The organism is Methylopila sp. 73B (genome assembly GCF_000526315.1).
Taxonomy (GTDB): domain Bacteria; phylum Pseudomonadota; class Alphaproteobacteria; order Rhizobiales; family Methylopilaceae; genus Methylopila.
On sequence record NZ_JAFV01000001.1, the window covers coordinates 83,439 to 109,262 of the forward strand.

The 25,824-nt window shown below is 69.9% G+C and carries 30 protein-coding genes; 12 read left to right on the forward strand and 18 right to left on the reverse strand.

Annotated elements, in window-relative coordinates; all coding sequences use genetic code 11:
- Positions 1 to 7: 7 nt before the first annotated feature.
- The 3 genes from K244_RS0100375 to K244_RS0100385 form a co-directional block, all read right to left on the reverse strand.
- Positions 8 to 1,582 (reverse strand): hypothetical protein, encoded by a 1,575-nt coding sequence (locus tag K244_RS0100375; protein WP_155931476.1) that lies wholly within the window; start codon positions 1,580 to 1,582, stop codon positions 8 to 10.
- 210 nt (positions 1,583 to 1,792) lie between these two features.
- Positions 1,793 to 2,488, reverse strand: coding sequence for a cell cycle transcriptional regulator TrcR (locus K244_RS0100380; RefSeq protein ID WP_020184251.1), 696 nt, complete (start codon positions 2,486 to 2,488; stop codon positions 1,793 to 1,795).
- A 132-nt stretch (positions 2,489 to 2,620) separates the two neighbouring features.
- Entirely contained in the window at positions 2,621 to 2,875 is a 255-nt protein-coding gene (locus K244_RS0100385; protein ID WP_020184252.1) for a hypothetical protein, read from the reverse strand.
- Between the two features lie 168 nt (positions 2,876 to 3,043).
- On the opposite strand from K244_RS0100385, the gene K244_RS0100390 reads away from it, so the two are divergent.
- Together K244_RS0100390 and K244_RS0100395 are read left to right on the forward strand one after the other, a co-directional pair.
- Positions 3,044 to 3,238, forward strand: a complete 195-nt coding sequence (locus tag K244_RS0100390) for a DUF1192 domain-containing protein (RefSeq protein ID WP_020184253.1) — start codon at positions 3,044 to 3,046, stop codon at positions 3,236 to 3,238.
- Positions 3,239 to 3,562: 324 nt separating this feature from the next.
- A complete protein-coding gene (locus K244_RS0100395) occupies positions 3,563 to 4,084 on the forward strand; it encodes a DUF1465 family protein (RefSeq protein WP_020184254.1) in 522 nt (173 codons plus the stop codon).
- Positions 4,085 to 4,110: 26 nt separating this feature from the next.
- On the opposite strand, the gene mbfA is transcribed toward K244_RS0100395, so the two are convergent.
- Both mbfA and rpmE read right to left on the reverse strand, forming a co-directional pair.
- On the reverse strand, positions 4,111 to 5,088 hold the full coding sequence (gene mbfA, locus K244_RS0100400; RefSeq protein WP_020184255.1) for an iron exporter MbfA: 978 nt from the start codon (positions 5,086 to 5,088) through the stop codon (positions 4,111 to 4,113).
- 137 nt (positions 5,089 to 5,225) lie between these two features.
- Complete coding sequence (rpmE, locus tag K244_RS0100405) at positions 5,226 to 5,459, reverse strand: 50S ribosomal protein L31 (RefSeq protein ID WP_020184256.1); 234 nt, start codon at positions 5,457 to 5,459, stop codon at positions 5,226 to 5,228.
- Positions 5,460 to 5,671: 212 nt separating this feature from the next.
- On the opposite strand from rpmE, the gene K244_RS0100410 reads away from it, so the two are divergent.
- Positions 5,672 to 7,507 carry an ABC transporter transmembrane domain-containing protein gene (locus K244_RS0100410; RefSeq protein ID WP_020184257.1) on the forward strand — a complete coding sequence of 612 codons (1,836 nt, stop codon included), beginning with the start codon at positions 5,672 to 5,674 and terminating at the stop codon, positions 7,505 to 7,507.
- Positions 7,504 to 7,926: a GNAT family N-acetyltransferase gene (locus tag K244_RS0100415; protein WP_020184258.1), complete on the forward strand. Its 423-nt coding sequence runs from the start codon at positions 7,504 to 7,506 to the stop codon at positions 7,924 to 7,926. The genes K244_RS0100410 and K244_RS0100415 overlap by 4 nt, the downstream gene beginning before the upstream one ends.
- A gap of 276 nt (positions 7,927 to 8,202) precedes the next feature.
- Here K244_RS0100415 and K244_RS0100420 read toward each other — a convergent pair whose 3' ends face one another.
- From K244_RS0100420 to K244_RS0100430, 3 genes are all read right to left on the reverse strand, one after another.
- Positions 8,203 to 9,225, reverse strand: coding sequence for a peptidoglycan -binding protein (locus K244_RS0100420; RefSeq protein WP_020184259.1), 1,023 nt, complete (start codon positions 9,223 to 9,225; stop codon positions 8,203 to 8,205).
- Position 9,226: 1 nt separating this feature from the next.
- The gene (locus K244_RS0100425; protein ID WP_020184260.1) at positions 9,227 to 10,246 is read right to left on the reverse strand and encodes a hypothetical protein; all 1,020 of its coding nucleotides are present in this window, start codon (positions 10,244 to 10,246) and stop codon (positions 9,227 to 9,229) included.
- 216 nt (positions 10,247 to 10,462) lie between these two features.
- The gene (locus tag K244_RS0100430) at positions 10,463 to 10,948 is read right to left on the reverse strand and encodes a MaoC family dehydratase (protein WP_020184261.1); all 486 of its coding nucleotides are present in this window, start codon (positions 10,946 to 10,948) and stop codon (positions 10,463 to 10,465) included.
- Between the two features lie 243 nt (positions 10,949 to 11,191).
- Between K244_RS0100430 and K244_RS0100435 the strand changes: the two genes are divergently transcribed.
- The 3 genes from K244_RS0100435 (at position 11,192) to K244_RS0100445 (ending at position 12,513) form a co-directional block, all read left to right on the forward strand.
- Positions 11,192 to 11,575 (forward strand): response regulator, encoded by a 384-nt coding sequence (locus tag K244_RS0100435; protein ID WP_020184262.1) that lies wholly within the window; start codon positions 11,192 to 11,194, stop codon positions 11,573 to 11,575.
- 2 nt (positions 11,576 to 11,577) lie between these two features.
- On the forward strand, positions 11,578 to 12,228 hold the full coding sequence (locus tag K244_RS0100440; RefSeq protein WP_020184263.1) for a protein phosphatase CheZ: 651 nt from the start codon (positions 11,578 to 11,580) through the stop codon (positions 12,226 to 12,228).
- Positions 12,229 to 12,300: 72 nt separating this feature from the next.
- Positions 12,301 to 12,513, forward strand: a complete 213-nt coding sequence (locus K244_RS0100445; protein ID WP_020184264.1) for a DUF2093 domain-containing protein — start codon at positions 12,301 to 12,303, stop codon at positions 12,511 to 12,513.
- 232 nt (positions 12,514 to 12,745) lie between these two features.
- Here the strand turns inward: K244_RS0100445 and lpxK are convergent, their stop codons facing one another.
- Genes lpxK through K244_RS0100470 form a run of 5 tightly spaced genes read right to left on the reverse strand, consistent with a single transcriptional unit; the run spans position 12,746 to position 16,952 of the window.
- Positions 12,746 to 13,762, reverse strand: a complete 1,017-nt coding sequence (lpxK, locus tag K244_RS0100450; protein ID WP_020184265.1) for a tetraacyldisaccharide 4'-kinase — start codon at positions 13,760 to 13,762, stop codon at positions 12,746 to 12,748.
- Complete coding sequence (locus K244_RS0100455; protein ID WP_020184266.1) at positions 13,762 to 15,099, reverse strand: 3-deoxy-D-manno-octulosonic acid transferase; 1,338 nt, start codon at positions 15,097 to 15,099, stop codon at positions 13,762 to 13,764. Before K244_RS0100455 ends, lpxK begins: the two co-directional genes overlap by 1 nt.
- Entirely contained in the window at positions 15,096 to 15,845 is a 750-nt protein-coding gene (locus tag K244_RS0100460) for a lysophospholipid acyltransferase family protein (protein WP_020184267.1), read from the reverse strand. The genes K244_RS0100455 and K244_RS0100460 overlap by 4 nt, the downstream gene beginning before the upstream one ends.
- 43 nt (positions 15,846 to 15,888) lie before the next feature.
- Complete coding sequence (locus K244_RS0100465; RefSeq protein WP_020184268.1) at positions 15,889 to 16,128, reverse strand: DUF4170 domain-containing protein; 240 nt, start codon at positions 16,126 to 16,128, stop codon at positions 15,889 to 15,891.
- Complete coding sequence (locus K244_RS0100470; RefSeq protein ID WP_020184269.1) at positions 16,125 to 16,952, reverse strand: 3'(2'),5'-bisphosphate nucleotidase CysQ; 828 nt, start codon at positions 16,950 to 16,952, stop codon at positions 16,125 to 16,127. Before K244_RS0100470 ends, K244_RS0100465 begins: the two co-directional genes overlap by 4 nt.
- Positions 16,953 to 17,242: 290 nt before the next feature.
- Here K244_RS0100470 and K244_RS0100475 point away from each other — a divergent pair, with 290 nt between their 5' ends.
- Complete coding sequence (locus K244_RS0100475) at positions 17,243 to 17,827, forward strand: DUF6101 family protein (RefSeq protein ID WP_020184270.1); 585 nt, start codon at positions 17,243 to 17,245, stop codon at positions 17,825 to 17,827.
- 273 nt (positions 17,828 to 18,100) lie between these two features.
- On the opposite strand, the gene K244_RS23815 is transcribed toward K244_RS0100475, so the two are convergent.
- The 5 genes from K244_RS23815 to ubiA form a co-directional block, all read right to left on the reverse strand.
- On the reverse strand, positions 18,101 to 18,274 hold the full coding sequence (locus K244_RS23815) for a hypothetical protein (protein ID WP_020184271.1): 174 nt from the start codon (positions 18,272 to 18,274) through the stop codon (positions 18,101 to 18,103).
- Between the two features lie 68 nt (positions 18,275 to 18,342).
- Positions 18,343 to 19,629: an ammonium transporter gene (locus tag K244_RS0100485; protein WP_245259719.1), complete on the reverse strand. Its 1,287-nt coding sequence runs from the start codon at positions 19,627 to 19,629 to the stop codon at positions 18,343 to 18,345.
- Between the two features lie 206 nt (positions 19,630 to 19,835).
- A complete protein-coding gene (locus tag K244_RS0100490; RefSeq protein ID WP_020184273.1) occupies positions 19,836 to 20,510 on the reverse strand; it encodes a cation transporter in 675 nt (224 codons plus the stop codon).
- 51 nt (positions 20,511 to 20,561) lie between these two features.
- Positions 20,562 to 20,696: a hypothetical protein gene (locus K244_RS24285; RefSeq protein WP_020184274.1), complete on the reverse strand. Its 135-nt coding sequence runs from the start codon at positions 20,694 to 20,696 to the stop codon at positions 20,562 to 20,564.
- A gap of 9 nt (positions 20,697 to 20,705) precedes the next feature.
- Positions 20,706 to 21,644: a 4-hydroxybenzoate octaprenyltransferase gene (gene ubiA, locus K244_RS0100500; protein WP_024816227.1), complete on the reverse strand. Its 939-nt coding sequence runs from the start codon at positions 21,642 to 21,644 to the stop codon at positions 20,706 to 20,708.
- Between the two features lie 144 nt (positions 21,645 to 21,788).
- Between ubiA and K244_RS0100510 the strand changes: the two genes are divergently transcribed.
- From K244_RS0100510 to K244_RS0100525, 4 genes are all read left to right on the forward strand, one after another.
- A complete protein-coding gene (locus K244_RS0100510) occupies positions 21,789 to 22,532 on the forward strand; it encodes a 16S rRNA (uracil(1498)-N(3))-methyltransferase (RefSeq protein WP_020184277.1) in 744 nt (247 codons plus the stop codon).
- A gap of 280 nt (positions 22,533 to 22,812) precedes the next feature.
- Positions 22,813 to 23,559, forward strand: coding sequence for a L,D-transpeptidase (locus tag K244_RS0100515; RefSeq protein ID WP_036305325.1), 747 nt, complete (start codon positions 22,813 to 22,815; stop codon positions 23,557 to 23,559).
- A 113-nt stretch (positions 23,560 to 23,672) separates the two neighbouring features.
- On the forward strand, positions 23,673 to 24,377 hold the full coding sequence (locus K244_RS0100520; RefSeq protein ID WP_020184279.1) for a L,D-transpeptidase: 705 nt from the start codon (positions 23,673 to 23,675) through the stop codon (positions 24,375 to 24,377).
- 76 nt (positions 24,378 to 24,453) lie between these two features.
- Positions 24,454 to 25,824 carry a glutamate--cysteine ligase gene (locus K244_RS0100525; RefSeq protein ID WP_020184280.1) on the forward strand — a complete coding sequence of 457 codons (1,371 nt, stop codon included), beginning with the start codon at positions 24,454 to 24,456 and terminating at the stop codon, positions 25,822 to 25,824.

The window sequence follows — 25,824 nt, forward strand, 5'->3', positions numbered from 1 at the left end:
TCGGCGCTCATGTTCGCGTGGTCGCCGCCTCTTCGACGGGGGTGCTCGGTTTCGCAGGGCGCGAATCCTTGAGAGATTCGTGCTCTTTTCCGAGTTGGTCCGCTATTCTGAGCCAGATCTGCCGCAACCGGTGGACGTGCAGGTCGTCCAGGATAAGTCGCACGTAATGCTCCAACGACGCGCGCGTCCACAATGCGGCGGCAGTGGAAGAGGGCAGGCCGAACGCTTTGAGGCAGGCCTCTTCGCGATGGCAGCCCGACATCAGGATCGTTCCGATGGCGGTCGTTACTTCTTCTGTGCCGGAGTTCGACAGGACCGCCCGTTCCAGGTCGAAGATCGTCCGAATGTTCAGCATCTTCAGACGCAGGAAGCGCTCCGGTCCGACCACCGTGCAGAGTTGGGCCTGGGCGACCCAGTCAATTGTCTGGTAGATGCCGAACGGCGTCTCGATGTGCAGCATGATCGGATTGAGCGTCGCAAGGTTCTGCACCTCGAAGACGTTCGATTCCTCGAGCCGGAAGGCCGTAGGCGAATCGACGCCGTCGAGGATGGTCACCGGAATCGTCTTGGCGTGGTCCTCGACCTCATCGTACCGGGCCTTGAAGTGGAAGCCGGCCTTCTGCAGCACGTACTGGAGGGCGGCGTCGGGGATGAAGCCGAGCGCGAACGCCAGGATCAGCCAGAACGACTTGACGCCGGCGGCCTCGGCCGCGCCCGTGGCGGGCCTCGGCGTCGCGCCGGTCAGCGCCGCATAGAATTCACGGGCTGTCGCCGTGACGCCTTCTGCGGAAGGAAACACACGGTAGATCACGACCGCGAGCAGTGTCGTGAGCACCATATGGGCGAAGGCGCGCAGGAAGGTCAGCGGCGACAGATCGAACGCAGCGACCGCGCGAAGCAGCAAGCGCAGGCAGTAGAAATAGGCGCCGCCGAATGCGAGCGCCGCCACGGTCAGAACGTTGACGTGCTGCAAGGCCGAGGCGGGCGACATGATCGCGTCGCTCGGCGAACCTCCGATGGCCAGCACGCTCGGCCACAGCCAGGAGTTGATGGCGCCGTCTGACGCTAAGATCGCGGCAGCAGGCGCAAACAGCATGAACACGCCGAATGCAGAGAATCCCATAAAGGGCACGGCGCAAAGGAGCAGCATCCAGTCCGCGTGCAGCATCATCGGGAAACGCGGAATATCCTTCTGGGTTAGATCTTCATCCGATTTCAGATCGAGGTCGACGTAATACTTGCCCTTGACGAACTCGAAGGACACGTTGTGGCGAGGGTCATCGGGGTTGGGGGGCGTCGATGCGCCGCCGGTCAAAGGGATTACAGGCTTCGTGCTGAAGCCGAAGGTCTTCGCGAAGACATCGATCAGCTTAATGCGCGAAAGCCTGATCTGGTGCCGGATTGCGATAACGGTCATCGGCATGATGACCGCGAGAAAGAGGCTGGCGCAGATCGGAAAGATCAGCGGCGGATGTGAGCCTAAAGTCCAGAAGGCGGCTGCGCCGAGCGCGATGGCGAACGCGATGAAGGTTCCCACTCCGATGAGGCCGATGATCGAACTGCGCCATTTGTCCGAGACCATCCCCATAACCTGATCCTCGCCGACGCCACGCCCCCGCGCAGCCAAGTCAGATGATACCATAGGTTGTTTTGTATGTGATATACAATCACTGAGTTGTTTGGCAGGCGGCTTGCCCGCCCGATCGTGGAAAAAGAAAGGCCGCGCACCCCTCGCGGGATGCGCGGCCTTCGGCGGGGACGGTCAGGGCCGGCGGCGCGCCGCGGGCGACCCTCAGCGGCGGTCGTCGTCGTCCTCGTCGGCGTCGTCGCGCTTGAGCTGCTTGAGCTTGGCGAACACGCTCTCGACGTCGAGCTCGCGCTCGGGCGCCTCTTCGGCGGTGGTGACGTCAGCGGAGAGCAGGGTCTCCGGCTCCTCTTCCTTGCGCAGCACCGCGTCCGGGTTCGCCTTGGCGGCCTTGGCCACCTCGAAGTCGAGGTCGATCTGCGAGCAGAGCCCGAGCGTCACGGGATCGGCCGGCGTCAGGTTCTGCGCGTTCCAGTGCGTCCGGTCGCGGATCGCCGCGATCGTGGTCTTCGTCGTGCCGACGAGACGCATGATCTGGCTGTCCTTCAGCTCGGGATGGTTGCGCACGAGCCAGAGAATGGCGTTCGGGCGGTCCTGGCGGCGGGAGACCGGCGTGTAGCGCGGCCCCTTGCGCGGCTTCACCGGCGGCAGGCGGACCTTGGAGACCGCGAGCTCCAGCTGGTGGTTCGGGTTCTTCTGGGCGCGCTCGATCTCTTCGCGGGTCAACTGGCCGGAGGTGATCGGATCCTGGCCCTTGATGCCTTGCGCGGCCTCGCCGTCGGCGACCGCCTTCACCTCGAGCTCGTGCAGTTTGCAGAAGTCGGCGATCTGGGAAAACGACAGCGAGGTGTTCTCGACAAGCCAGACAGCCGTGGCCTTCGGCATCAGCGGCGCGTTTGACATGGGTGCAATGCTCCTCTCGCTCCGGCCGCCGGGGTGCGGCGGAGCCCTGATCGAGTTCTCGATGACGGGGGTTTAGCCGTGTATAAGCCGTCGCGAGGACGCAGGCAACGCGTCTCGCAGATCTGGGAGAGCTCAGATCGCGGCGGCGCCGAGGCCGCGGAGCAGCGCGGCGATCTCGCGATCGAGCGCGGTCGCCACGTCGTTCGCCTCCACCGCCACCGCAAGATCGAACGCCAGATTTTCGAGCGCGCGGGCGCGGGTGTAGGCGCAGTCGTCTATGCTGTTGAGCATGCGGTGGATTTCAGTCTGGCCAATCTCGATGGCGGCGGCTTGGCCCGAGCGCGCCAGGGCGCAGCAGATTGAGAAGCACTGCTCCAGCGGCGTCATGTGGGCTTCCCGACGTGGACCGTCTTACGGGCGGCTGCTAAGTGATGTTCGGCCGCTAAGCTCTATTGCCTATCCCGTTTAGCGGGCGCCGGCACCTTCGTGCAACTGCTTAGGTGAGTCTCTCCGCGGCACGCTGTGCCGATCTGGAACGGACCAGGGGAGGTCTGGATGTCTCTTTTCGACGACGGCGCCGCGCCGCGACCGCAGGCGAGCCACGTGATCGGGCAGGATCTGGGGGCGGTGTCGATCGACGAGCTGCGGCTGCGGATCGCGGCGCTGCAGGCCGAGATCGCGCGTCTCGAGGCCGAGGTCGCGGCCAAAACCGCGCAGCGCACCGCCGCGGACCAGCTGTTCCGGCGCTAAGGGGGCTCGCCGGCCGGTTGAATTTTCACGGCCCCGCCCGGCTTAACCCGCGATTAACCTTCTTCGTTCATTGATGGCTGCGTCCAGTTTTCTGGATCGCGAGTGGTTCCTGTCCACTCTGTTTGACGCCTCCCTGTCATCACACTTTCAGGCCGCCTTCTTGGCGGCCTTTTTTTCGCGCCATGTTCCGTTAACCTCTCCGGCAAGATGTCGAGGGACAACTCGCCGTCTGGTCCACGATTTGCGGACCGCTCTGCGTTGATGCTGCGAGCCATGGGCGGTATGCCCTTAGCCTGTCGGCGGGCGTTTGAGAGAGAGTGCGAAATGATCGACCGTGAGCGTTCCGATGCCGAGGCCGGCGCCGTGTCCTTCGGCATGCGTCTGGTCGGCTCCGCATCCTTCATGTCCCTGTTCCGCGAGGGCATGGGCCTCGTCGAGGAGACGGCGGCCTATCTCGACGGCGAGGGCCGGGGCGAGTCACGGGAGCTCGGGCGGACCGAGTCGATCGCCTACGCCACCGAGAGCATGCGCCTGACGACGCGGCTGATGCAGATCGCCTCCTGGCTGCTGGTGCAGCGCGCGGTGAACGAGGGCGAGATGTCCTACGATCAGGCGCGCGAGGAGAAGCAGAAAGTGCGGCTGTCGCCGATCGGCTCGACCCTGCCGGGCGACGTGCTGTCGCGCCTGCCGGAGCGTCTGCGCGATCTCGTGGACCGCACCTCCCGCCTGCAGGAGCGGGTCCAGCTGCTCGATCGCCAGCTCGCCTCGCCCGCGGAGGCCGACGAGCAGGCCCCGCATCCGCTGCACGGGCAGATGGAGCGGCTGCGCCAGGCGTTCGGCGGTTAAAGCCTGCAGCTGAGCGCGGCGCGGCCTCAGGCGCCGCCGATCAGCACCCCCGCCGCGAACACCAGCGCGCCGCCGACCACCACCTGCACGATCGCCCGCATCATCGGCGTCTCCATGAAGCGGTTCTGGATCCAGGCGATCGCCCAGAGTTCCACGACGACCACCAGCGCCGCGATCGCGGTCGCCGTCCAGAAATCGCCGATAAGGTAGGGCAGGGCGTGCCCGAGGCCCCCGACGGCGGTCATGACGCCGGAGGCGAGGCCGCGCTTCAGCGGCGACCCGCGGCCCGAGATCACCCCGTCGTCGTGCGCGGCCTCCGTGAAGCCCATCGAAATGCCGGCGCCGATGGCGGCGGCGAGGCCCACAAGCAGCGTCGTGTGGGAGTTCTGAGTGGCGAAGGCGGTGGCGAAGATCGGCGCGAGCGTCGAGACAGAGCCGTCCATCAGGCCGGCGAGGCCGGGCTGAACCCAGGTCAGGATCAGCTTCCGGCGCGCGGTGTCGGCCTCCGTGGTCCGGGCGGCCGAGCCAAGGTTGGCGTCCGCCAGATGGTCGGCGGTCGCCTGGTGGCCGCGTTCCTGCTGGGCGAGGTCGCCGAGCAGCTTCCGTGTGTCGGCGTCGCTCGTGCGCTTGGCGGCCAGTTCGTAGAACCGCGCCGCGTCCTCCTCCATACGTTCCGCCTCCGCGCGGACGCGCTCGATGCCGAGCTCGTCGACGAGCCAGATCGGTCGACGGGCGTAATACCCCGCGACGTGCTCGCGGCGGATCAGGGGCACATGGGGGCCGAACCGCCGGGCGAACAGGTCCAGCAGGAGGCGGCGGTGGCGGTCCTCCTCCTCCGCCATGCCGCGGAAGACGGTCGCGGAGGCGGGGTAGTCGGCGTCGAGCCGGGCGGCGTAGTCCGCATAGATCCGCGCGTCGTCCTCTTCCGAGGAGATCGCCAGCGCGAGAATCTCGCGTTCGGAAAGGTCGTCGAAACGTCTCCGACCGCCCAGCAGGGACAACATGCGCCAATCCTTGTTTAGATTTCTTCTAAACTAGGAGCGCGGAGGCCGCCGATCAAGCGCCAAAGGCGCGACAAACGAAAGCCCCGGCCGCGCAGGGGGCGCGGCCGGGGCTTTATGGACCCGTCAAGAAGGTCGAATCAGTTGGTCTTCGAGATGCCGAAGTTGGCGAAGCGCTTGTTGAAGCGCGACAGACGGCCGCCGCGGTCGGTCAGCTGGGCCGAGCCGCCGGTCCACGCCGGATGGGTCCGGGGGTCGATGTCGAGCTGCAGCGTGTCGCCGGACTTGCCGTAGGTCGAACGGGTCTCGTACTCGGTCCCGTCGGTCATCAGGACCTTGATCGCGTGGTAGTCGGGGTGGATGTCGGCCTTCATGACGCGTCTCTGTTCAGCTGCTCGGGCGCGCTCGAAAGGCGCCTCGTCGGAAGCGGGTGATCTCTTAAGGCGGCAGCCTATAACCCAAGACGCGGCCGGGAACAACCGCGGCCGTGCGATTGCGCCGCGCCAAGGTGGGGTTGGCGCCGAACCCCAAGAAACGGCATAACCCTCGGCCATGTCGTCTGGAACGATCCCAAAGAAGGTCCGTCATGGCGCGTCGATCTCGCTCAGCTGACGTCGGGGAGGCGTCGGCGCCCGCGGCGCGGTCCCGCTCCCTCAGGCCTCTCGCAGCCCTCAGCCCGTTCGCCCTCCGTCACAAGGGGCGCATCGCCGGCGCCTTCGTGGCCCTGGTCGCGGCCTCGGCGGCGACGCTCGCGATCCCGGTCGCGGTGCGGCGGCTGATCGACTTCGGCTTCTCGAACGACCATCCCGGCAGGGTGGACCAGTATTTCGGCGCCATGCTGATCGTGGTCGGCGTGCTCGCGCTGGCCAGCGCCTCGCGCTACTGGTTCGTGACGACGCTCGGCGAGCGCGTGGTGGCGGACCTGCGCTCGGCCGTCTTCGCCCATCTGACCAAGCTCTCCCCCTCGTTCTACGACAGCGCCCGCTCCGGCGAGATCGTGTCGCGGCTGACCGCGGACACGACGCAGATCAAGGCGGCCTTCGGCGCCTCGGCGTCCGTCGCGCTGCGCAATCTGTTCCTGTTCTTCGGCGCGGCCGCGATGATGGTGGTGACGAGCCCGAAGCTCTCCGCTCTCGTGCTCGGCGCCATTCCGCTGATCGTGCTGCCGCTGGTGGCCTTCGGCCGCTCCGTGCGTCGCCGCTCCCGCGCGGCGCAGGACACGCTGGCCGACGCCTCGGCGGTCGCGGGCGAGGCGGTCGGCGCGATGCGCACCGTCCAGGCCTACAACGCCGAGGCCCGCGTCGCCGGCCGCTTCTCCTTCGCGGTGGAGGAGGCCTACTCAGCCGCGCAGTCCTCGATCACGGCGCGAGCCATTCTGACGGCGATCGCGATCTTCCTGATCTTCGCGAGCGTGGTGGGCGTGCTGTGGTACGGCGCGACCGGCGTGCTCTCCGGCGCGATGTCGCCGGGCACGCTCGGCCAGTTCGTGCTCTACGCCGTGTTTGCGGCGGGCGCGATCGGCGAACTCTCCAACGTCTGGGGCGAGATCTCCCAGGCGGCCGGCTCCGCCGAGCGGCTGGGCGAGATCCTTGCGACCAAGCCTGACATCGCGAATCCAGCGTCGCCGAGGCCGCTGCCGCAGCCGGCCCGCGGGGCGCTCGCCTTCGAGTCCGTGCGCTTCGCCTACGGCGCGGCGGCCGAGGGCGGCGTGCTCGACGGCGTCACTTTCGCCGCGCGGCCGGGCGAGACGCTGGCGATTGTCGGCCCCTCGGGCGCCGGCAAGAGCACCCTGTTCCACCTTGCGCTGCGCTTCTATGACCCGCTTGGCGGTCGCGTCACGCTCGACGGCGTCGACCTGCGCGACGCCGACCTCGCGGACCTGCGCGCCCGAATCGCGCTCGTGCCGCAGGATCCCGTCGTGTTCGCGCTGTCGGCGCGCGAGAACATCCGGCTCGGCCGGGCCGACGCGACCGACGCCGAGGTCGAGCAGGCGGCCCGGCTCGCGGGCGCGGACCGCTTCCTCACCGCGCTGCCGCAGGGCTACGACACGCCGCTCGGCGAGCGCGGCGTGACGCTCTCCGGCGGCCAGCGCCAGCGGGTCGCGCTCGCCCGCGCCTTCCTCAAGGACGCCTCGCTGCTGCTGCTGGACGAGGCGACCTCCGCGCTCGACAGCGAAAGCGAGACGCTGGTGCAGGAGGCGCTCGCCGCTAGCCGCAAGGACCGCACCACGTTGGTCATCGCCCATCGCCTCGCCACCGTGCTCGCCGCCGACCGCATCCTGGTGCTCGACGGCGGCCGCGTGGCGGAGGAGGGGACCCACGCCGAGCTGGTCGCCCGCCGCGGGCTTTACGCCCGCCTCGCGGACCTGCAGTTCGGCCAGATGGACGTGGACGCCAACGCCCGTCGCGCCGTCGCGGGATGACGCCGGACGTCGTCGTCACCGACGCAGGCTCGCCGTCCGACCGCGAGGTCATCCTGCGGGAGCTGGTCGCCTACAACGACGCCGTCGTCGGCCCCTCCGGCGCGCGGCCGCTCGCCGTGCTGCTGCGCGATTCGCAGACGGCCGAGACCCTCGGCGGCCTCTGGGGCCGCACCAGCTTCGACTGGCTCTACGTGGAGCTGCTGGTGATCCCTGAGGCCCTGCGCGGCCAGGGTCTGGGCGCGGCGGTTCTGGCGCAGGCGGAGACCGAAGCCCGCGCGCGCGGTTGCGCCGGGATCTGGCTCGACACCTTCGACTTCCAGGCCCGCGGCTTCTACGAGAAGCTCGGCTTCGAGGTCTTCGGCTCGATCCCCGGCCACCCGCGCGGCCGCGAGCGGTTCTTTCTCAGGAAGACGTTCTGAAGGCTCGACGCGTCTTGCCTTCTCCCCTTGCGGGAGAAGGTGGCGCGGAGCGCCGGATGAGGGGGCGTCCGGGGCATCCTGAACGGCGACGAGGGCGTCCCGGACGACCCCTCACCCCAACCCTCTCCCGCAAGGGGAGAGGGGGACCCTGACGTCGAGCTTCGAGCGCTAACCACTGCGGCTCGCCCGGCCCGGTTCTCCGAACGCGCGCCCGGTCGGCCTCTGGGCCCTCGCCGTCGTGGTCCGGCCTGACCGGATCACTCATGTCCCGAGACTCTACCGCTCCGTCAGCTTGAGCTCGATCCGTCGGTTGCGGCGGTAGGCGTCTTCGGTCTGGGCGGTGTCGAGCGGCTGGAACTCGCCGAAGCCGGCGGCCAGCAGGCGCTGGGGCGGCACGCCCTTCGAGACGAGATACTCGACCACCGCGATGGCCCGCGCGGCCGACAGCGACCAGTTCGACGGAAACGCGCCGCGGGTCGGGCGGATGTCGGTGTGGCCGTCGACCCGCATCACCCAGTTGATGTCGGACGGGATCTCGCCGTTGAGCTGCACCAGCGCCTGGGCGATCTTGTCGAGCTCCGGCTTCGCGGCTTCGCTCAAGAGGCCCTGGCCGACGTCGAACAGCACCTCGGACTGGAACACGAAGCGGTCGCCCACCACCCGCACGTCCGGCCGGTCGGCGAGGATCTGGCGCAGCCGCCCGAAGAAGTCGGAGCGGTAGCGGTTGAGTTCCTGCACGCGCTGGGCGAGCGCCACGTTCAGCCGGGAGCCGAGGTCCGCGAGCTTGGCCTGACTCTCGCGGTCGCGGGTCTCGGAGGCGTTCAGGGCGTCCTCGAGCGCGGCCATCTGCCGACGAAGCGCCGCGATCTGCTGGTTCAGCAGCTCGATCTGACTCTGGGCGCGGGCGGAGAGGTCGCGCTCGCGGTCGAGCTGGCCCTGCAGCGCGGAGGCCTGTCCGCCCGCGGCGTCGGCCCGGCTTGCGCCAGCTTCCGCCGCGGCCTTCAGCCGGTCGCGTTCGCTCTGGACCGCCTGCAGGCTCGCGCTCAGCGAGGAGATGTCCTCCTGTGCGGAGCGGACGCTCGACCGCTCGAGCGCCAGCAGGTCGGTGAGCTCCGCGATCTGCGCGTTGAGGCGCTGCAGCGCCGTGTCCTTGCCCGAGACCTCGCGGCCGAGCAGGAACTGGGCGACCATGAACACGGTCAGCAGGAAGATGATGACGAGCAGCAGCGTCGACAGCGCGTCGACGAAGCCCGGCCAGTAGTCGACCGGCTGGTAGCGCCGCCGCGAGCTCAGCGCCATCTCAGGAGGTCCGCTCGTTCTCGTTCGCGAGCTTCTCTAGCAGGCCGCGGATCGCCTCCTGCTGGCGGGCCTGCGCCTCCACCCAGTCGCGGATCAACTGCTGCTCCGAGCGCATGTGCTTGACGAGGCCCTGGATGCCCTCCGCGAGATGCGCGGTCGCCTGGGCGGCGGCCTTGCCGGAGGTCTGCTCGGACATGGTCTTGCCCAGCCGGTCGAGCGCGGCGGCGACGTCCGGGGACCCGACGTGCGGCGCGACGCCCGCGTTCGTCACGACGGGCGCGTCGGAGGCGCCGGCATCGTTGGCGGCGACCGCGGCCGCGAGCCAATCCTCGAGCTCGTTGTGGAACCGGTTCTGGGCCTGGCCGGCCTGCAGGTCGAGGAAGCCGAGCACCAGCGAGCCGGCGAGGCCGAACAGCGACGCGGAGAAGGAGGTGCCCATGCCGGCGAGCGGCCCGGCGAGGCCGTTCTTCAGCTCCTCGAACAGCACGGAGGTGTCCTGCGTGCCGCCGCCGCCGAGCGAGGAGATCACGCCGGAGATCGAGCCGACCGTCTCGAGCAGGCCCCAGAAGGTGCCGAGCAGGCCCAGAAACACCAGCAGGCCTGTGAGGTAGCGGCCGATCTCGCGGGCTTCGTCGAGCCGGGTGCCGATCGAATCGAGGATCGAGCGCATCAGCGTCGTGCCGATCGGCGCATGGCCGAAACGGTCGCCGAGCAGCGAGGCCATCGGCGCCAGCAGCTTGGGCTGCTCGCGCAGCGCGAGGCCCGGATCCGACATGCGGAAGGCGTTCACCCAGCGCACCTCGGGGAACAGCCGCACCACCTGCCGGAAGGCGAGCAGGATGCCGATCACCAGCACCGCGAAGATCAGCGCGTTGAGGCCCGCGTTGGCGAGGAAGGCGCGGGCGATCTGTTCGTGCAGGATCAGGCCGACGAAGCCGACCAGCGCGAGAAAGATCACCATGCGCAGCAGGAACACCCGCGGCGAGGACAGCTTGTAAGGGTCGAGTTCGGTCAGTGACATCGACAAACCGCAGGTTCGCGTCGTTCGGGCCCGACCGTTACATCACGCTTCCTCGCCCGGAGAAAGGGCGCGGAAAGCTCAATTGCGACGGATTTTCGCTTGCGGCGGAGACGGGATGGAGCGCCCGCGTCGGCGGCGCCGAACTCCGTGGGTCGAGACGATGCGCAAGGTCGCAACGCCTTCTCCCGCAAGGGGAGAAAAGGAGGCTTCGGAGCCTTACGCCAGCTCGGCGTCGATCTCGTCGCGGCTCGGCACCATCACCTGGGCCTCGCCGTCCAGCACGACCTTGTCGCCCACCGAGCAGGTGCAGAAGAAGGTCGCCCGCTGGCGGCCGGGATCGAGCGCGGTGATCTCGACCTGGGCGACCACCTCGTCGCCGATGCGCACGGGCGCGCGGAACTTGATGGTCTGCGAGAGATAGACCGCGCCGGGGCCGGGAAGCCGCGTGCCGAGCACCGCCGAAATCAGGCTCGCGGTGTAGAGCCCATGGGCGATTCGGCCCCCGAAGCGGGTGTTGGCGGCGTAGGCTTCCGAGAGATGGATCGGGTTGGTGTCGCCGGTGAGCGCCGCGAAGGTCTTGACGCCGTCCTCCGACACCTCGTGGCGGATCTCGGCGGTCTGGCCGATGACGAGATCCTCGAACGCGATCTGGTCGACCGGCTCGGCGGGCGAAGCGTCCCTGGGCTGCAGAACGGCGGTCATGGCGTCACGGTCGGTCGTTGCAAAACGCCCGGGACCCCGAGCGGCCGGCACTGTGCGTCCCGGTTCGCTGCGGTGCAACGCGCCTTTCGGATGACGAAACGGCCGCAATCATCGCGACGCAGCTAAACCGAAAATCAACCAGCGTGCGGCAGCATCGTCGTCTCAGGCGCGATTGGCCGCGCCGACCGCGGACGTCGCTTAAGGGGCTCAGGACGACGCCCCTCTGGAAAAAGGATTTTTCGGATGGCCATCGACCATACGATGCCGGTGCTCATCGTCGACGATTACAAGACGATGCTCCGCATCATCCGCAACCTCTTGAAGCAGATCGGCTTCGAAGACGTGGACGAGGCGGCCGACGGGTCGGAAGCGCTCGGCAAGATGCGCGACAAGCGCTACGGCCTGGTCATCTCCGACTGGAACATGGAGCCCATGACCGGCATCGAGCTTCTGCGCGAAGTGCGCGCCGACGACAAGCTCAACCGCACGCCGTTCATCATGGTCACTGCCGAATCCAAGACTGAGAACGTCATCGCGGCCAAGAAGGCCGGCGTCAACAACTACATCGTGAAGCCGTTCAACGCCCAGACGCTCAAGGCGAAGATCGACGCGGTGTTTGGAGAATAAGCATGTCCGCCAAACGCGCTGATCGCGCTTTGACTGAACCGTTCGACCGTGTGAGAGCCTATGTCGACGCCAAGAGCGCCGGCGAGGCCTCCTTCAGCGACGTGGTCTCGCTCGCCGAGATCACGGCGGACTCGATGCAGGCGTTCTTCGCCTCGATCGACCGCTCGATCTACCGCGAGCTGCGCGACATCGCCGACTACATCACCCGCATGCGCGACGAGATCGCGGCTCTGCGGGCCGGCGAGCTCAAGTCCGGCAAGATCGCGACCGCGGGCGAGCATCTCGGCGCGATCGTGACCGCGACCGAGCAGGCCACGAACACGATCATGGAATGCGCCGAGGCGATGATGAACGCCGAAGGCGAGGACGAGGCGACCTTCAAGGCGGTGGTCAACGAGAAGGTCATGGAGATCTTCGAGGCCTGCTCGTTCCAGGACCTCACCGGCCAGCGCATCGCCCGCGTGATCGAGACGCTGGAGAACATCGAGCAGCGCGTCGGCCGCTTCGCCGCTGCGGTGAAGACCGAGGGCGACGACCAGGCCGGGCCGGAGACGGACCGCGAGAAGCGCGCCCGCGAACTGCTGCTGCATGGGCCGCAGGACGCCAACGTCGCGATCGCCCAGGACGACATCGACGCCCTGATGCGCGGCTGACCTTCCCGCGCCATTTGCCCGGCGGCTCCGCCTCGCCTATATCCCCGGCTACACCCTGAGCCGGGGAACCCGATGAACCGCTACGAACGCCCGCCGTCGTCCGGCGAAGCCGAGGTCCGCTACCTCGACGCCGATTTTCGCGTGCTGAAGCCCGGCGGCTATGTGCTGTGCGCCGTCACCGGCGAAAAGATCGCCCTGGACGAACTGCGCTACTGGAGCGTCGCCCGCCAGGAGGCCTACGCCGGCGCCGGCGAGGCGCTCGCGCGGGAATTGGGCAAGGGCTGAGGCCTTGATCCCTCTGGACTGACGACCGCCGTCATGCCTGGGCCTTTGCGCGGATGCGACGGAAAAACTCCCACTCGGGTCCCGGACGTGATCCGGCACCCAGAGCCGCGGCGGCACCCGGACAAAACGCGGCGGCGCGCCTCATGTCTCGGGCATGAGGGCGTCTTGGTCCCGGATCACGTCCGGGACACGCGCGTACGGTTTGCATCCTAAAAGATTGAGCGCGATCGCTTCAAAGGGCTGCGCCGTCCCCGCGCGCTGCTGCGATTGCGGCGCGGAGGCTCGCCAGCAGACGCTCCTCCTCCTCGACGATCAGCCGCACCGGCAGGGCGACGGCGATCTCCGCCAGCTCCGGCCGTTGCTCCCGCCACTTCACGAAGTCCTTCTCCGTCGTGACGACCACCGCGTCGGCGGCGCGGGCGGCGTCCGCGACGGCGCGCGCCTGCGTTTCGCTGGGAAGGGCGTGGTCGCCGAGCGCTACGAAGCGTTCCACTCGCGCGCCGATCGCCTCCAGAGTGTCGCGCAGTTTCTCCGGGCGGCCGAGCCCCGCGACCGCGATCACGCGGCGCCCGTGGAGACGTTCGGCGTCCTGCGGAGCGGGGACCAGGGCGCCGTGATGGACGGCGAGGCCGCGGCGACCCGCCTCTATAGCCAGCGCCGCGCCCGGCGCGCCGGGGCCTATGACGAGGATCATGTCCGTCCGGGCGAACTGCGCAGCCAGCGGCGCGCGCAACGGCCCCGCCGGCAGGCAGCGGCCGTTGCCGACGCCGCGTGCGCCGTCCACGACGGCGAGCGTGACAGTCTTGGCGAGCTCGGGATTCTGCAACCCGTCGTCGAGGATGATCACGCCAGCGCCGCGATCGGCCGCGAAGCGGGCCCCGGCGGGCCGGTTCCGCGCGACGACCGTCGGGGCCGCCGTTGCGAGAAGCAGCGGCTCGTCGCCGACCTCGGAGGCGAGGTGCGTCCGGGCGTCGACCAGCGTGGGGCCGTCGAGGCTCCCGCCATAGCCGCGCGAGAGCAGGAAGGGGCGCTTCCCGGCGGCCGCGAGGCGCTCGGCGAGGAAGATCGCGGTCGGGGTCTTGCCGGCGCCGCCGACGACGAAGTTGCCGACGCAGACGACGGGCGCGGAGACGGTCTCGCCCCTTCGCGCCATGCGCCGCGCGGCGACGGCGCCATAGAGCGCCCCCAGCGGCGCGAGGGCCGCCGCGGCGAGGCCCGGCTCCCGCCACCAGAAACCGGGCGCGCGCATCAGCCCACGCCGAGCCGGAGCTGGATGAGATAGGGCTCGATCGCCTGGAGCGTGCGGTTCAGCGCGCCGCCGAGCCGGGCGCAGGTCGCCTCCGCCGCGGCGCCCATGGCCGCGCGGGCGTGCGGATCGGCGAGCATGTCGCCCGCCGCGGCCCCGAGGGCGTCGGGTCCGTCGACTTCCGCCGCGCCGCGGGCCGCGTCGAGCGCGCCGTAGATGTCGGCGAAGTTGCGCACGTGCGGCCCGTGCAGGACCGGCTTGCCGAGCTTTGCGGGCTCGATCGGGTTCTGCCCGCCGTGGGGCGCGAGCGACCCGCCCATGAAGACGACGTCGGCGATCCGGTAGAACAGGCCGAGCTCGCCGATGGTGTCGGCGACGTAGAACTCGCTCTCGCGGTCCGGAGCCGCTCCGGAGGACCGGGTCTGCGCCACGACGCCCTGCAGGCTCGCGGCCTCGACCGCGGCGGCCCCGGCGGCGGGATGGCGCGGGGCGAGGATTGTGAGCAGGTCGGGCGCGCGCACCCGGGCCACGGCGTGGGCGCGGGCGACAGCCGCGTCCTCGCCGGGATGGGTGCTCGCCGCCACGAACACCGGGCGTCCGCGGACGAGGCGGCCGAGCGCGGTCAGCGTCGCCGGATCGGCGGGCGGCGGCGGCGAGTCGAACTTCAGGTTGCCGACGTCGACCACATGGCGCGCGCCGAGCTCGGCGAAGCGCGCGGCGTCGCCCGCGGACTGGGCGAGGCAGGAATCGAAATGCCCGAGCAGGGCGCCGATGGTCCGGGGCGCCCGCCGCCAGCGCGCGAACGAGCGCTGCGACATCCGCGCGTTGACGAGGCCGATCGGCGCGCCGAGCCGGCGGGCGCGGCGGAGCAGGTTCGGCCAGAGCTCGCTCTCCGCGATCAGAACGAGATCGGGCTTCCAGTGCTCGAGGAAGCGGTCGGCGTAGGCCGGCACGTCGAGCGGCAGGAACTGGTGGATGGCGCCCTCGGGCAGCCGCTCGGCCGCGACCGCCGCCGAGGTCACGGTGCCGGTGGTGACCAGCGCCCAGAAGCCGCGCCGCGTCAGGCTCTCGATCAGCGGCAGCAGCGAGACCAGCTCGCCGACGCTCGCCCCATGCAGCCACACGAGCGGACCGTCCGGCCGCGCGACGCCGGCGCGCCCGCGCCGCTCGCCGAGCCGTTCGGCGCTTTCCTTGCCCGCTCCGGCGCGGCGGCGCAGCAGCGCGCCGGCGAACGGCCGCGCGACCTTGAGGCCCTCGCGGTAGAGCGCGAGCGGCGCGGTGACGCGGAGGCGGATGCGGTCGGCCATGGAACGCTGCCGGGACGAGAGGACGTCGGTCATGTCGGCGGCCAGACATGGGCGCCGTTTGTGTCCGCCTCAGGGCCGGCCTGCGGCCGTCCCCAGCGGCGTCCGACGAGAGCGTAGGCGCGCGCGTGGGCCCGGTCGAGGCCGTCGCCGACCGCTTGCCGCGCGGCCTCCAGGGCGTCGGCGTCGGCGTCGGGCGCGACATGGATCGGCTCGCCCAGCACCACGGCGCCGCGGCCGAACGGAAGATTGATCTCGGCCCGGTCCCAGGTCGCGAGCGTCTTCGACCGGCTGGTCGCGACCGCGAAGGGGAAGATCGGCCGCCCCGAGAGCTTGGCGAGCAGCGCCACCCCGTCGCCCGCGACGCCTGAGACCTTCGGCACGTCGGCGGTGAACACCATGCTGTCGCCGGCCTTCAGCGCCTCGAGCATCTCCCGCAGCGCCCGCGCGCCGCCCCGCTTCAGCGCCTTGCGGCCCTCGCCGCCGGACCCGCGCACCGCGCCGATGCCGAAGGAGGCGCAGGCGATGGCGTTGATCCCGCCGTCGACGTGCCGCGAGGCCAGCGTCCGGGCCGGCATGTCGTCGCGCTTCATGGCCGGCACCATGAGGTGCTGCCCATGCCACAGCGCGACGATCACGGGGAGGTGCGGGACCAGCCGATCCTGGAAGTCGGCGGGCTCGAAAATCCAGCGGTTGGACGCGCGCACCAGCCGGATATAGCTCGCGAGCAGGCGGCCCGCCGCTCCCTGCGCGGCGGCGGAGCGCCCCAGCGACTTCAGCATGGCGGCGACGTCGGCATCTGGGGAGGCGCCGGCGCGTCTTCGCCTACTTCGGCGCGTCCGGCTCCAGTAGCCGGTGGAGATGCACGACGAAGTAGCGCATGTGCGCGTCGTCGACGGTCGCCTGCGCCTTCGCCTTCCAGGCGGCCCGGGCGCTCTCGTAGTCCGGGAACACGCCGACGATGTCGAGCTTGGCGAGGTCGTGGAACTTGACGCCGGACACGTCCTCGAGCTCCCCGCCGAACACGAGGTGGAGGAGCTGCTTGGGCTGCACGGCGTCGGTCATCGTTTCCATTCCTTGGCGGCGGTAAGGGTCGGGTCGTTCGCGATCGCGGCGAGCAGCACGCCGTGTCGCTCCGGCGCGGCGGCGACGAGCGCCCCGTGCCGGGTGGTTTCGCGGTTGTAGGAGGGCTGCGCGCCGTCGAAGTCGGTCAGCTTCGCGCCGGCCTCCTCGAGGATCAGGTGCGCGGCCGCGATGTCCCAGTCGTGGGCGGCGGGACGGGCGAGGGCGGCGTCCAGCGCGCCGTCGGCGACCTTCACCAGCCGGTTCGCGAGCGCGTAGATCCACGCCCCCTCCTGCACGCCGCGCGGGCGCAAGGGGGCGATCAGCGACTTCGTTCCGCCGACGCGCGCGCCGTCGAGCGAGGCCGCGTCGGCGACGGCGAGCACGCGCCCGTTGAGGGTCGCGCCGCCGCCGCGGATCGCTGCGTGGGTCACGTTCTTGACCGGGTTGTGGACGATGCCGACGATCGGCTTGCCGTCCTCCACCAGCGCGACCGAGACCACCCATTCCGGCACGCCGTCCACGAAGGCGCGGGTGCCGTCGATCGGGTCGACCACCCAGACATGGCGGCGGGTGAGGCGGTCGGGGGTGTCGGCGGTCTCCTCGGACAGCCAGCCGGAGCCCGGCGCGAGCGGCGGCAGCCGTTCGGCGAGGTAGCGGTCGACGGCGAGATCGGCCTCGGTGACCGGGCTGTCGTCGGCCTTGGTCCACTTCTGCGCGCCGCCATTGGCGAACAGCGCCGCCGCGATTGCGCCTGCGGCCGTGACCACCTCCGCGAGACGGCCGGCGAGGCGTTCGAGATCGAGCGGCGCGGCGGAGGACTGCACGGTCGGGGGACGCCTTATGAACGGGGGCGGATCGGGGAGGGGCCTTAAGCGCCCCCGCAAAGTGTCGGGATGATGGCCCGCGCGCAAGTCCACGGGCGGTCGCAGGCCATGGTCGCATTCGCGCCTTTCCGTTTAACCCGCGCTTACCCTGTCCCGAAAGCTCCTCTTCAGCATGGCGACAGGGTCAGAAAGGATTCACCAGCTCCGTTAAGCCGCTGTGGGTCGCTCCCAAGTCATCGTCAGTAACAGACGAAGAGCTCGAACAAATGAGCCTTCAGGGAGACTGAACAGTGGGACGTCAAACCGAGGCCGGCGTGCAGGCGCGCGTCGGAACGGGGTCGGCCGACCGGCTCGATCCCTTCGCGCTTCCTGTCCGTTTCGCGGCGCCCGACGCCGCGGCGGACGGGGGCGAACGGCGCGTGACGCTCGAAGCCGGGCGCGTCGTGGTGGACAGGATGGTTCGGAGCGTATCGATGCGGATCGCGGTTCCCCTCAATTGCTTTTCCGGCGTCGCCGTGCGCGTTGCGCCGGGCGAGAAGCCGGAATGCGACCGGGTCGAGGTGGTCCTCGCCCACCGCGACCGCGCGCTCGACGTGCCGCTCCACGAGAGCGCGCCGGGCGGCGACGGGCTGGCCGAATGGAAGAGCTGGGGGCGGGCGCTCAAGCTGCCGCTGCTGGTCGAGGAGCTCGACGGCCGCCGCTCGACGCCGGCGAAGCTGCTCGGGCTGGTCGAAGTCGGCCGCCCGCGTCCGCGCCGGCGCCACAGCCTGCTCGCCGGCCGCCGCCCGCGCTTCCTCGTGAAACGCCGGACGGGCAAGCTCACGGCCGAGACGAAGGTCAACCGCGGCGAACGCGAGATCATCGCCCGGAACTGACGAGCTAAGTCATTGGATAAGAAGGTGCTTTTCCCCTCCCCCCTGTGGGGAGGGGTTAGGGGTGGGGGTGGCTCCGAGTGGATCTCGGAGGGAGACCTCCGCTCAGGCGTCATCTTGCCCGGGCGGCGAGATTCGTTCTGCGCCACCCCCCCACCCCTAACCCCTCCCCGCAAGGGGGGAGGGGGACCCGACGCGGTCGCGTTTCAACGCATGGACAAAGCGGCGGGGCGCCATGCGCTCCGCCGCTTTTCGTTCGAGAGGTCGTCGACCGTCTCAGGCGCCGTTGGCCTTCCGGACGCAGGCGTTCTCGTGGCGGATCATCGAGGCGATGGTGCCGACGCAGACGGCGAGCGCGAGCGCGCTGATGACCATCAGCACGCCCGGCTGGTCGGCGAAGGTGAAGTAGGCCTTGGCGCCTTCCCAGGTGGTGATCGGAGCGGAGTTCATCGCGTATCTCCTTGAACGGTGGATGGGACCGGCGCGCGGGCGGGCCGTCCGCGCGCGGGATCGGGACGTCACTCGGCGGGGCTCAGCGCCTCGCCGGTGAAGGCCGGGATGGTGGAGGCTTCCGGATAGGCCTTGACCGGCACTTCCGAGATGTCGAGGCCCGCGAGCTCGACCTTGGGATCGGTGCGGAGCAGGCCGAACATCTTCAGCAGGTAGGACGCCGCGAAGCCGGGCACGAAGCCGAGCACCGCGAACACCACGACGCTCATCAGCTGGCCGCTGAACGAGACGGCGGGACCGCTGACGTTGGGGTAGCCGGAGGCGAAGAGGCCCGCGGCGAGCAAGCCCCAGACGCCGCCGAAGCCGTGGACGGCCACCGCGCCCACCGCGTCGTCGATCTTGAAGCGCACCAGCAGCATGTCCGCGAGCTTCGGGATGACGCAGCCGCCGACGAAGCTGATCAGGAAGGCGAGCGCCGGGTAGTAGACGTCGAGGCCGGGCGCCGAGGAGATCACGCCGATCAGCGCGCCGGACATCATCCAGAACGGATCGCGGGTGACGAGGTAGGAGCCGATCATGCCGCCGGCGACGCCCATCAGGGTGTTGAAGGCGAAGGCGGAGAGGGTGGTCGGCGTGTTGTAGATCGTCATCCACGTGCCGCCGTTGTAGATGATGCAGCCGCCGAGGAAGCCGAAGAAGCCCATCACGATGATCATCAGGCCGATCAGCGACATCGGCATGTTGTGGCCGGCGATGTGGTTGACCGTGCCGTCGGCGTTGAAGCGCCCAAGCCGCGGCCCGAGGTTGATCAGCACGCCGAGCGTGAAGAACCCCGCGATCATGTGGACGCAGCCGGCGGCGCCGATGTCGTGCAGGCCCCAGCTGGTGGTGAGCCAGCCCTCCGGGTGCCAGCCCCATGAGGCCCCCAGGATCCAGACGAAGCCGCCGAGCAGGATGGCGAGGATGGTGAAGGCCGACATGCGGATGCGCTCGATCACGGCGCCCGACATGATGGAGGCGGTGGTGGCGGCGAACAGCGTGAAGGCGGCCCAGAAAATGCCGGAGGCGTTGTCCCCGAGGTTCGGCCCCATGGACTCCCCCCAGACGACGCCGCCGGACGCGGCCTCGGAGACGGTGAAGCCGGTGGGGAACGCGAGATAGATCCACCAGCCGAAGAAGTAGAAGGTCGGCACCAGGAAGGCGAAGGCCAGAAGGTTCTTGAGGCCGGAGGCCAGCGCGTTCTTCGCGCGCGAGGCGCCCATCTCGTAGGCGAGGAAGCCTGCGTGGATGGCGATCATCAGCGCGGTGCACCACCAGTAGAACACCTCGGCGTTGACCGTTTTGGTCAAGGCCACGGAGGCCTCCAGCGCCTCAATTTTCGCAAGCAGTGCGGCGTTTTCCATGTCTGGCCCCCAGTGGACAGGTCGCGCGCCGCCGGATGGCGGCCGAGGCTCCAGAGGCAGCGGACGTGCCAGACGGACGCTCGGCACGATCAAGAAATGGTGAGGTCGGCCAGGCGCTTCGGCGGTCGCGCGTCGCGGGGCCCGTCCCGCCCGAAGCGTCAGGCTTTCGGCCGGTACTCCAGCCGACCGGACCGGCGGGGCCGGGTCGACAGGTCGCGCTTCGCCGCGCGGAGCTCGGCGTTCGCCTGGCGCAGGACGATCACAGCGCCCTGCAGCGCAAGAGCCGCCATGATCCCGGCGACGATGACGTCGGGCCAGCCCGTTCCCGTGCCGAACACGCCGAGGGCCGCGAGCATCACCGCGACGTTGCCCACCACGTCGTTGCGGGTGCAGATCCAGGCCGAGCGCATGTTGGCGTCGCCGTCACGATAGGCCCAGAGCAGGGCGAAGGAGGCGGCGTTCGCGGCGAGGGCGAGCACGCCGACGACGCCCATCGTTCCGGCGGCGGGCAGCGTGCCGTGAAGCCCGTGCCACGCCGCGGCGCCGATGACCCACAACCCGAAGGCGGCCATCGTGACGCCCTTGAGCTGCGCGGCGCGGGCGCGGAGGCCGATCGCAAGGCCCACGACTGCAAGGCTCACGCCGTAGTTCGCCGCGTCGCCGAGAAAGTCCAGCGCGTCGGCTTGCAGCGAGGCGGATCCCGCCGCGAGCCCCGCCGCGACCTCGACCACGAACATGGCGGCGTTGATCGCCAGCGCCGCCCAAAGGACGCGGCGCTGCGCGGGTCCGCCGGGTCCGGCGTCGGGCGAAGGGCAGTGGCTGCAGCAGCTCATGCCGCGACCGTACTGAAGACGGCCGATGTTACGCTAGAACGCCGCGGCCGCTCAGAGGCGGGTGAACAGCCAGACGCCGAGCCCGACGACGACCGCCGCCGCGATCCACAGGCGCAGGCCGGCCTGCCGCAGGACAAATCGCTTGTGCTCCGGGGGGAGGGGGTCCTTCACGACGGGGTCGGTCATGTGCGGTCCTTACGTCCTGAGAAGGGCGTCGACCAGGAGCCCCAGGAAGATAAGGGCGCCGGCTTCGCGGTTCGACTTGAAGATCTTGAGGCACAGCGTCGGGTCGGCGATGTCGAGCGCCTTCACCTGCCAGCCGCAATGCGCGGCGAAGGCCGCGACGCCGAGATAGGCGACCGCGCCGCCGCCCGCGGCGTGGACCGCGAGGGCCAAAAGCGCGACGGCGCCGACGTAGAGGCCCGCGAGGATGGGCCGGGTGCGTTCGCCGAACAGCAGGGCGGTGGAGCCGACGCCGACGAGGGCGTCGTCCTCCTTGTCCTGGTGGGCGTAGATCGTGTCGTAGCCGATGATCCAGAGGAACGCCGCGCCATGCAGCAGCAGGGGCGCCGCGCCGAGGCTTTCAAAGGCCGCCGCCCAGCCCATCAGCGCGCCCCAGCCGAAGCAGACGCCGAGCATCGCCTGCGGCCACCAGGTGATCCGCTTCATAAAGGGGTAGAGCGCGACCGGAAGCACCGAGCAGACGCCGACGAGGATCGCGAAGGGCGGCAGCGCGACCAGCACCAGCAGGCCCACGAGGAGCTGGGCCGCGAGGAACAGCGCGGCGCCTTTCGCCGTCACCTGGCCGGAGGGCAGGGGGCGGGAGCGGGTGCGGGCGACCTTGGCGTCGATGTCGCGGTCCACGAGGTCGTTGTAGGTGCAGCCGGCGCCGCGCATCGCCACCGAGCCGACGGCGAACAGCGCGAGGTGCAGGAGGTTCGACGCGCTCCAGCCGGCGGCCGCGGCGGCGAGCCCGACCGACCAGGCGCAGGGCCAGAACAGCAGCCAGGCCCCGATCGGCCGATCCGCCCGCGCAAGCCGCAGGAACGGCCGCCAGCTCGCGGGCGCGGTCGTGTCCACCCAGTTCGCAGGCGCGGCGTCAGCGACGGCGCCGGATGAGGTCCGATCGATCATGCCGGGAAGCGTCACGACATCGGCGCGGTTCGGTCAAGCGGCTTGAAGGCGAAGCGGCTTGAAGGCGAAGACTTGGCGCGCCAGAACGGCGCTTCCCCCCGCGCGCCGGCCGAGCGCGCCAGTCCGCGGAACGCAGCGAAGCCCATGGCCGACTATGATTTCTCCACCACGCGGCTCCACGTCGAGGCGGATCTGGCCGAGGGCGCCGAGGTCGCGCTCGAGGGCGCGCAGGTGAACTACCTCCGCAACGTCCTGCGGATGGCGGCGGGCGACGGGCTGCTGCTGTTCAACGGCCGCGACGGCGAATGGGGCGGGCGGATCGCGGCGACCGAGAAGAAGCGCGTCACGGTCGCCTGCGAGCGGCTCCTCCGGCCCCAGACGCCCGCGAACGATCTCGTCTACCTGTTCGCCCCGCTGAAGCACGCCCGGCTCGACTACATGGTGCAGAAGGCGGTGGAGATGGGGGCGGGGCGGCTCACCCCGGTGATCACCCGCCGCACGGAGGCGCGCCGGGTCAATCTGGAGCGCATGCGCGCCAACGTGGTCGAGGCCGCGGAACAGTGCGGCGTGCTCTCCGTGCCCGAGATCGACGACCCCGTCGGCTTCGATCCGCTGCTCGACGGCTGGGACGCCGGCCGAACGCTGGTGTTCTGCGACGAGGCGGCGGAGATCGCCAATCCGGTGGCGGCGCTGGCGCCGCTCGCGGGACGGCCGCTCGCCGTCCTGATCGGCCCGGAGGGCGGCTTCGATCCGGTGGAGCGGGAGCGGCTGGTCCGACTCGACGCGACCGTCCGGATCTCGCTCGGGCCGCGGATCTTGCGCGCGGACACCGCGGCGGTCGCCGCGCTTGCGCTGGTCCAAGCGGTGGCGGGGGACGGGCGGGGATAGACGCGTCCGATCGCGGCTCCGACGAGGGCGCGTGATCGGTTACCCCAAGCGCAACCGGATGTTGACCTCGCGTTAACCATAGTCGTCGAGAGTTCACCTCGCGTCCGGAGGGCGGCGATGGACGGCGCGGATCGCGTTGCCGAAAAGCCGCAGTGCGGCGCCATCGCGGCTGGGTCGCGAACTCGGCATGCCGTCCGTGCGTAGACGGGCGTATAGGCGTCATGGAGCCGTCGGCTTGCGACGGCATGGTCAGCTTTGAGTCGCGCGAAGAACCCCGCCCATGTCCACTGCTTCTAAATCGACCCCGGCTTCGGCCGCGCGCTGGACACGGCGCGGGGCGCTCGCCCTGTTGCCGCTGGCGCTGGCGGCTTGCGCACAGTCGCGTCCGCTTCCGGCCGTCGACCCGATGCCGTTCGCGGCGACCCCGGCGCCGGTCGCTCCGGTGACGATGTCGCCGCTGCCAAACTTCGGCTCCGGCCCGTCGAACGAGGCGCGCTACGGCGCGAACGGCGTCACCGACGAGCCGTTCCCGGTGAAGCCGGTGAGCCTCAACCGACTGGACCAGCAGTTTCTCAAGCAGACCGTTCCGAACGACACGGGGGAGGGCCCGGGCACGATCGTGATCGATCCGCACGCCCGGTTCCTCTACCTCGTGCAGGACGACGGCACGGCGATCCGCTACGGCGTCGGCGTGGGCCGCGAGGGCTTCGCGTGGAACGGCCAGGCCTACATCCGCCGCAAGCTGGAGTGGCCCGACTGGCATCCGCCGGCAGAGATGGTGGCGCGCGATCCGCACGCCCGTCCCTACAAGGACGGCATGCCGGGCGGCCCCGGCAACCCGCTCGGCGCCCGCTCCATGGCGCTGTGGCAGGGCGACAAGGACACGTTGTTCCGCATCCACGGCACGGTGGAGCCCTATTCGATCGGCAAGGCCGTCTCGTCGGGCTGCATCCGCATGCTCAACCAGGACGTGATCGACCTCTACTCGCGCGTGCCGCTCGGCACCAAGGTCGTGGTCCGCTCTTGAGTCCTCGGCGCGCAGGCCCGGCTTCGCGCGCCGCCCCGTCTGACCTCTCTCCCGCTCTGGGCGACGCCTTCGGCTGAAGGCGCCGTCCATGCTTTACGAACGGACCGCATGCCATGTCGCGTAACGACGTTCTCGCCGCGCCCGGAAAACTGACTCGCCGCGGCTTCGTCGCTCTGCTGCCGCTGGGCCTCGCCGCCTGCGCCAGCAACCCCCTCAGCGACGTGCGCGCGTTCATCGATCCCGAGGGCGCGAACTACGACGAGGTCTACGGCGCGAAGCCGGACGAGAAGTTCCCGCTGCCGGCGATCAACTGGCGCATGCTGCATCCGGCCGTGCTCCGCCGGAACATCTCCGATCCGACCGGGGAAGCGCCGGGCACGATCGTCGTCGATCCGGAAGCGCGCCTGCTCTACCTCGTGCTCGAGAACGGCCGCGCGATGCGCTACGGCGTCGGCGTCGGCAAGCAGGGCATGGAGTGGAACGGCCGCGCCACGATCCAGCGCAAGGGCGTGTGGCCGACCTGGACGCCGACCTCCGACATGATCTCGCGCGATCCGGATCTCAATTCGCGCTGGGCCGGCGGCATGCCCGGCGGCCTCGACAACCCGCTCGGAGCGCGCGCGCTCTACCTCTATCAGGGCGGCCGCGACACCATGTACCGCATCCACGGCACCAACGCGCCGCGCTCGATCGGCCGAGCCATGTCGTCGGGCTGCGTTCGCATGCTGAACCAGGACATCATCGACCTTTATGAGCGCGTGCCCACGGGCACGCAGGTCGTCGTGCTCCCGGCGAGCCGCACGCTCGGCGTCTCCTGACGCCGCGGCGTCCGGCCTTTACGCCCGAACCTTGACCCCTTACCTGTCTGCGGCCTTCCTCCGCTGAAAGCCGCCCATGGCACGCGACCAGATCGATCCGACCTTCATCACGTCGCGGGACGAGCTCGTCGCGTGGTTCGAAGCGGGCTCCAAGCCCGCCGAGAGCTTCCGGATCGGCACCGAACACGAGAAGTTTCCGTTCCGCCGCGCGGATCTCTCGCCTGTTCCCTATGAGGGGACGGACGGCATCCGCGCGCTGCTCGAAGGCATGCAGCTGCTGCTCGGCTGGGAGCCGATCATGGAGGACGGCCGCATCATCGGCCTGTTCGACGTCACCGGCGGCGGCGCCATCAGCCTGGAGCCGGGCGGGCAGTTCGAGCTCTCCGGCGCGCCGCTCGAGACGATCCACCAGACCTGCTCGGAGCTGCACGCGCATCTCGCGCAGGTGAGGCAGGTGGCGGAGCCGCTGGGCGTCGGCTTCCTCGGCCTTGGGATGAGCCCGAAGTGGACGCTGGCCGAGACGCCCGTCATGCCCAAGGGCCGCTACGACATCATGACCCGCTACATGCCGAAGGTCGGCGCGCGCGGCCTCGACATGATGTACCGGACCTCGACGGTGCAGGTGAACCTCGACTTCTCCAGCGAAGCCGACATGGTCCACAAGCTGCGGGTGAGCCTCGCGCTGCAGCCGATCGCGACCGCGCTGTTCGCGAACTCGCCCTTCACCGAGGGCAAGCCCAACGGCTTCGTCTCGGCCCGATCCGAGATCTGGCGCGACACCGACAACAACCGCGCCGGCATGCTGCCCTGGGCCTTCGACGCCGGCATGGGTTTCGAGCGCTATGTCGACTACGCGCTCGACGTGCCGATGTGCTTCGTGAAGCGCGGCGACCACTACCACGACGTGGCCGGCGCCTCTTTCCGCGACCTGCTGGCGGGAACGCTGCCCCAGCTCCCGGGCGAGCGGGCGACCGTCGCGGATTGGGCGAACCACCTCAGCACGATCTTCCCCGAGGTGCGGCTCAAGAGGTACCTCGAGATGCGTGGCGCGGACTCCGGACCCACCGGCCGCATCTGCGCGCTGCCGTCGTTCTGGGTCGGCCTGCTCTACGACCAGCAGAGCCTCGACGCCGCCTGGGAGCTCGTGAAGGACTGGACCGCCGATGAGCGGCAGCGCCTGCGCGACGAAGTGCCCCGCGAGGGGCTGAAGGCGCGCATTCGCAACCGTTCGACGCTCGACGTCGCGCGCGACGCGCTGGCGCTCGCGGACGCCGGGCTCGCGCGGCGGGCGAAGGTGAACCTGTTCGGCGACGACGAGCGCATCCATCTCGCCCCGCTGCTGCGGGTCGTCGAGGACGAGGCCACCCTCGCGGACGCGCTGCTGGCGAAATTCAACGGGCCATGGGGCGGCCGCGTCGATCCGGTGTTCGCCGAGTTCGCCTACTGA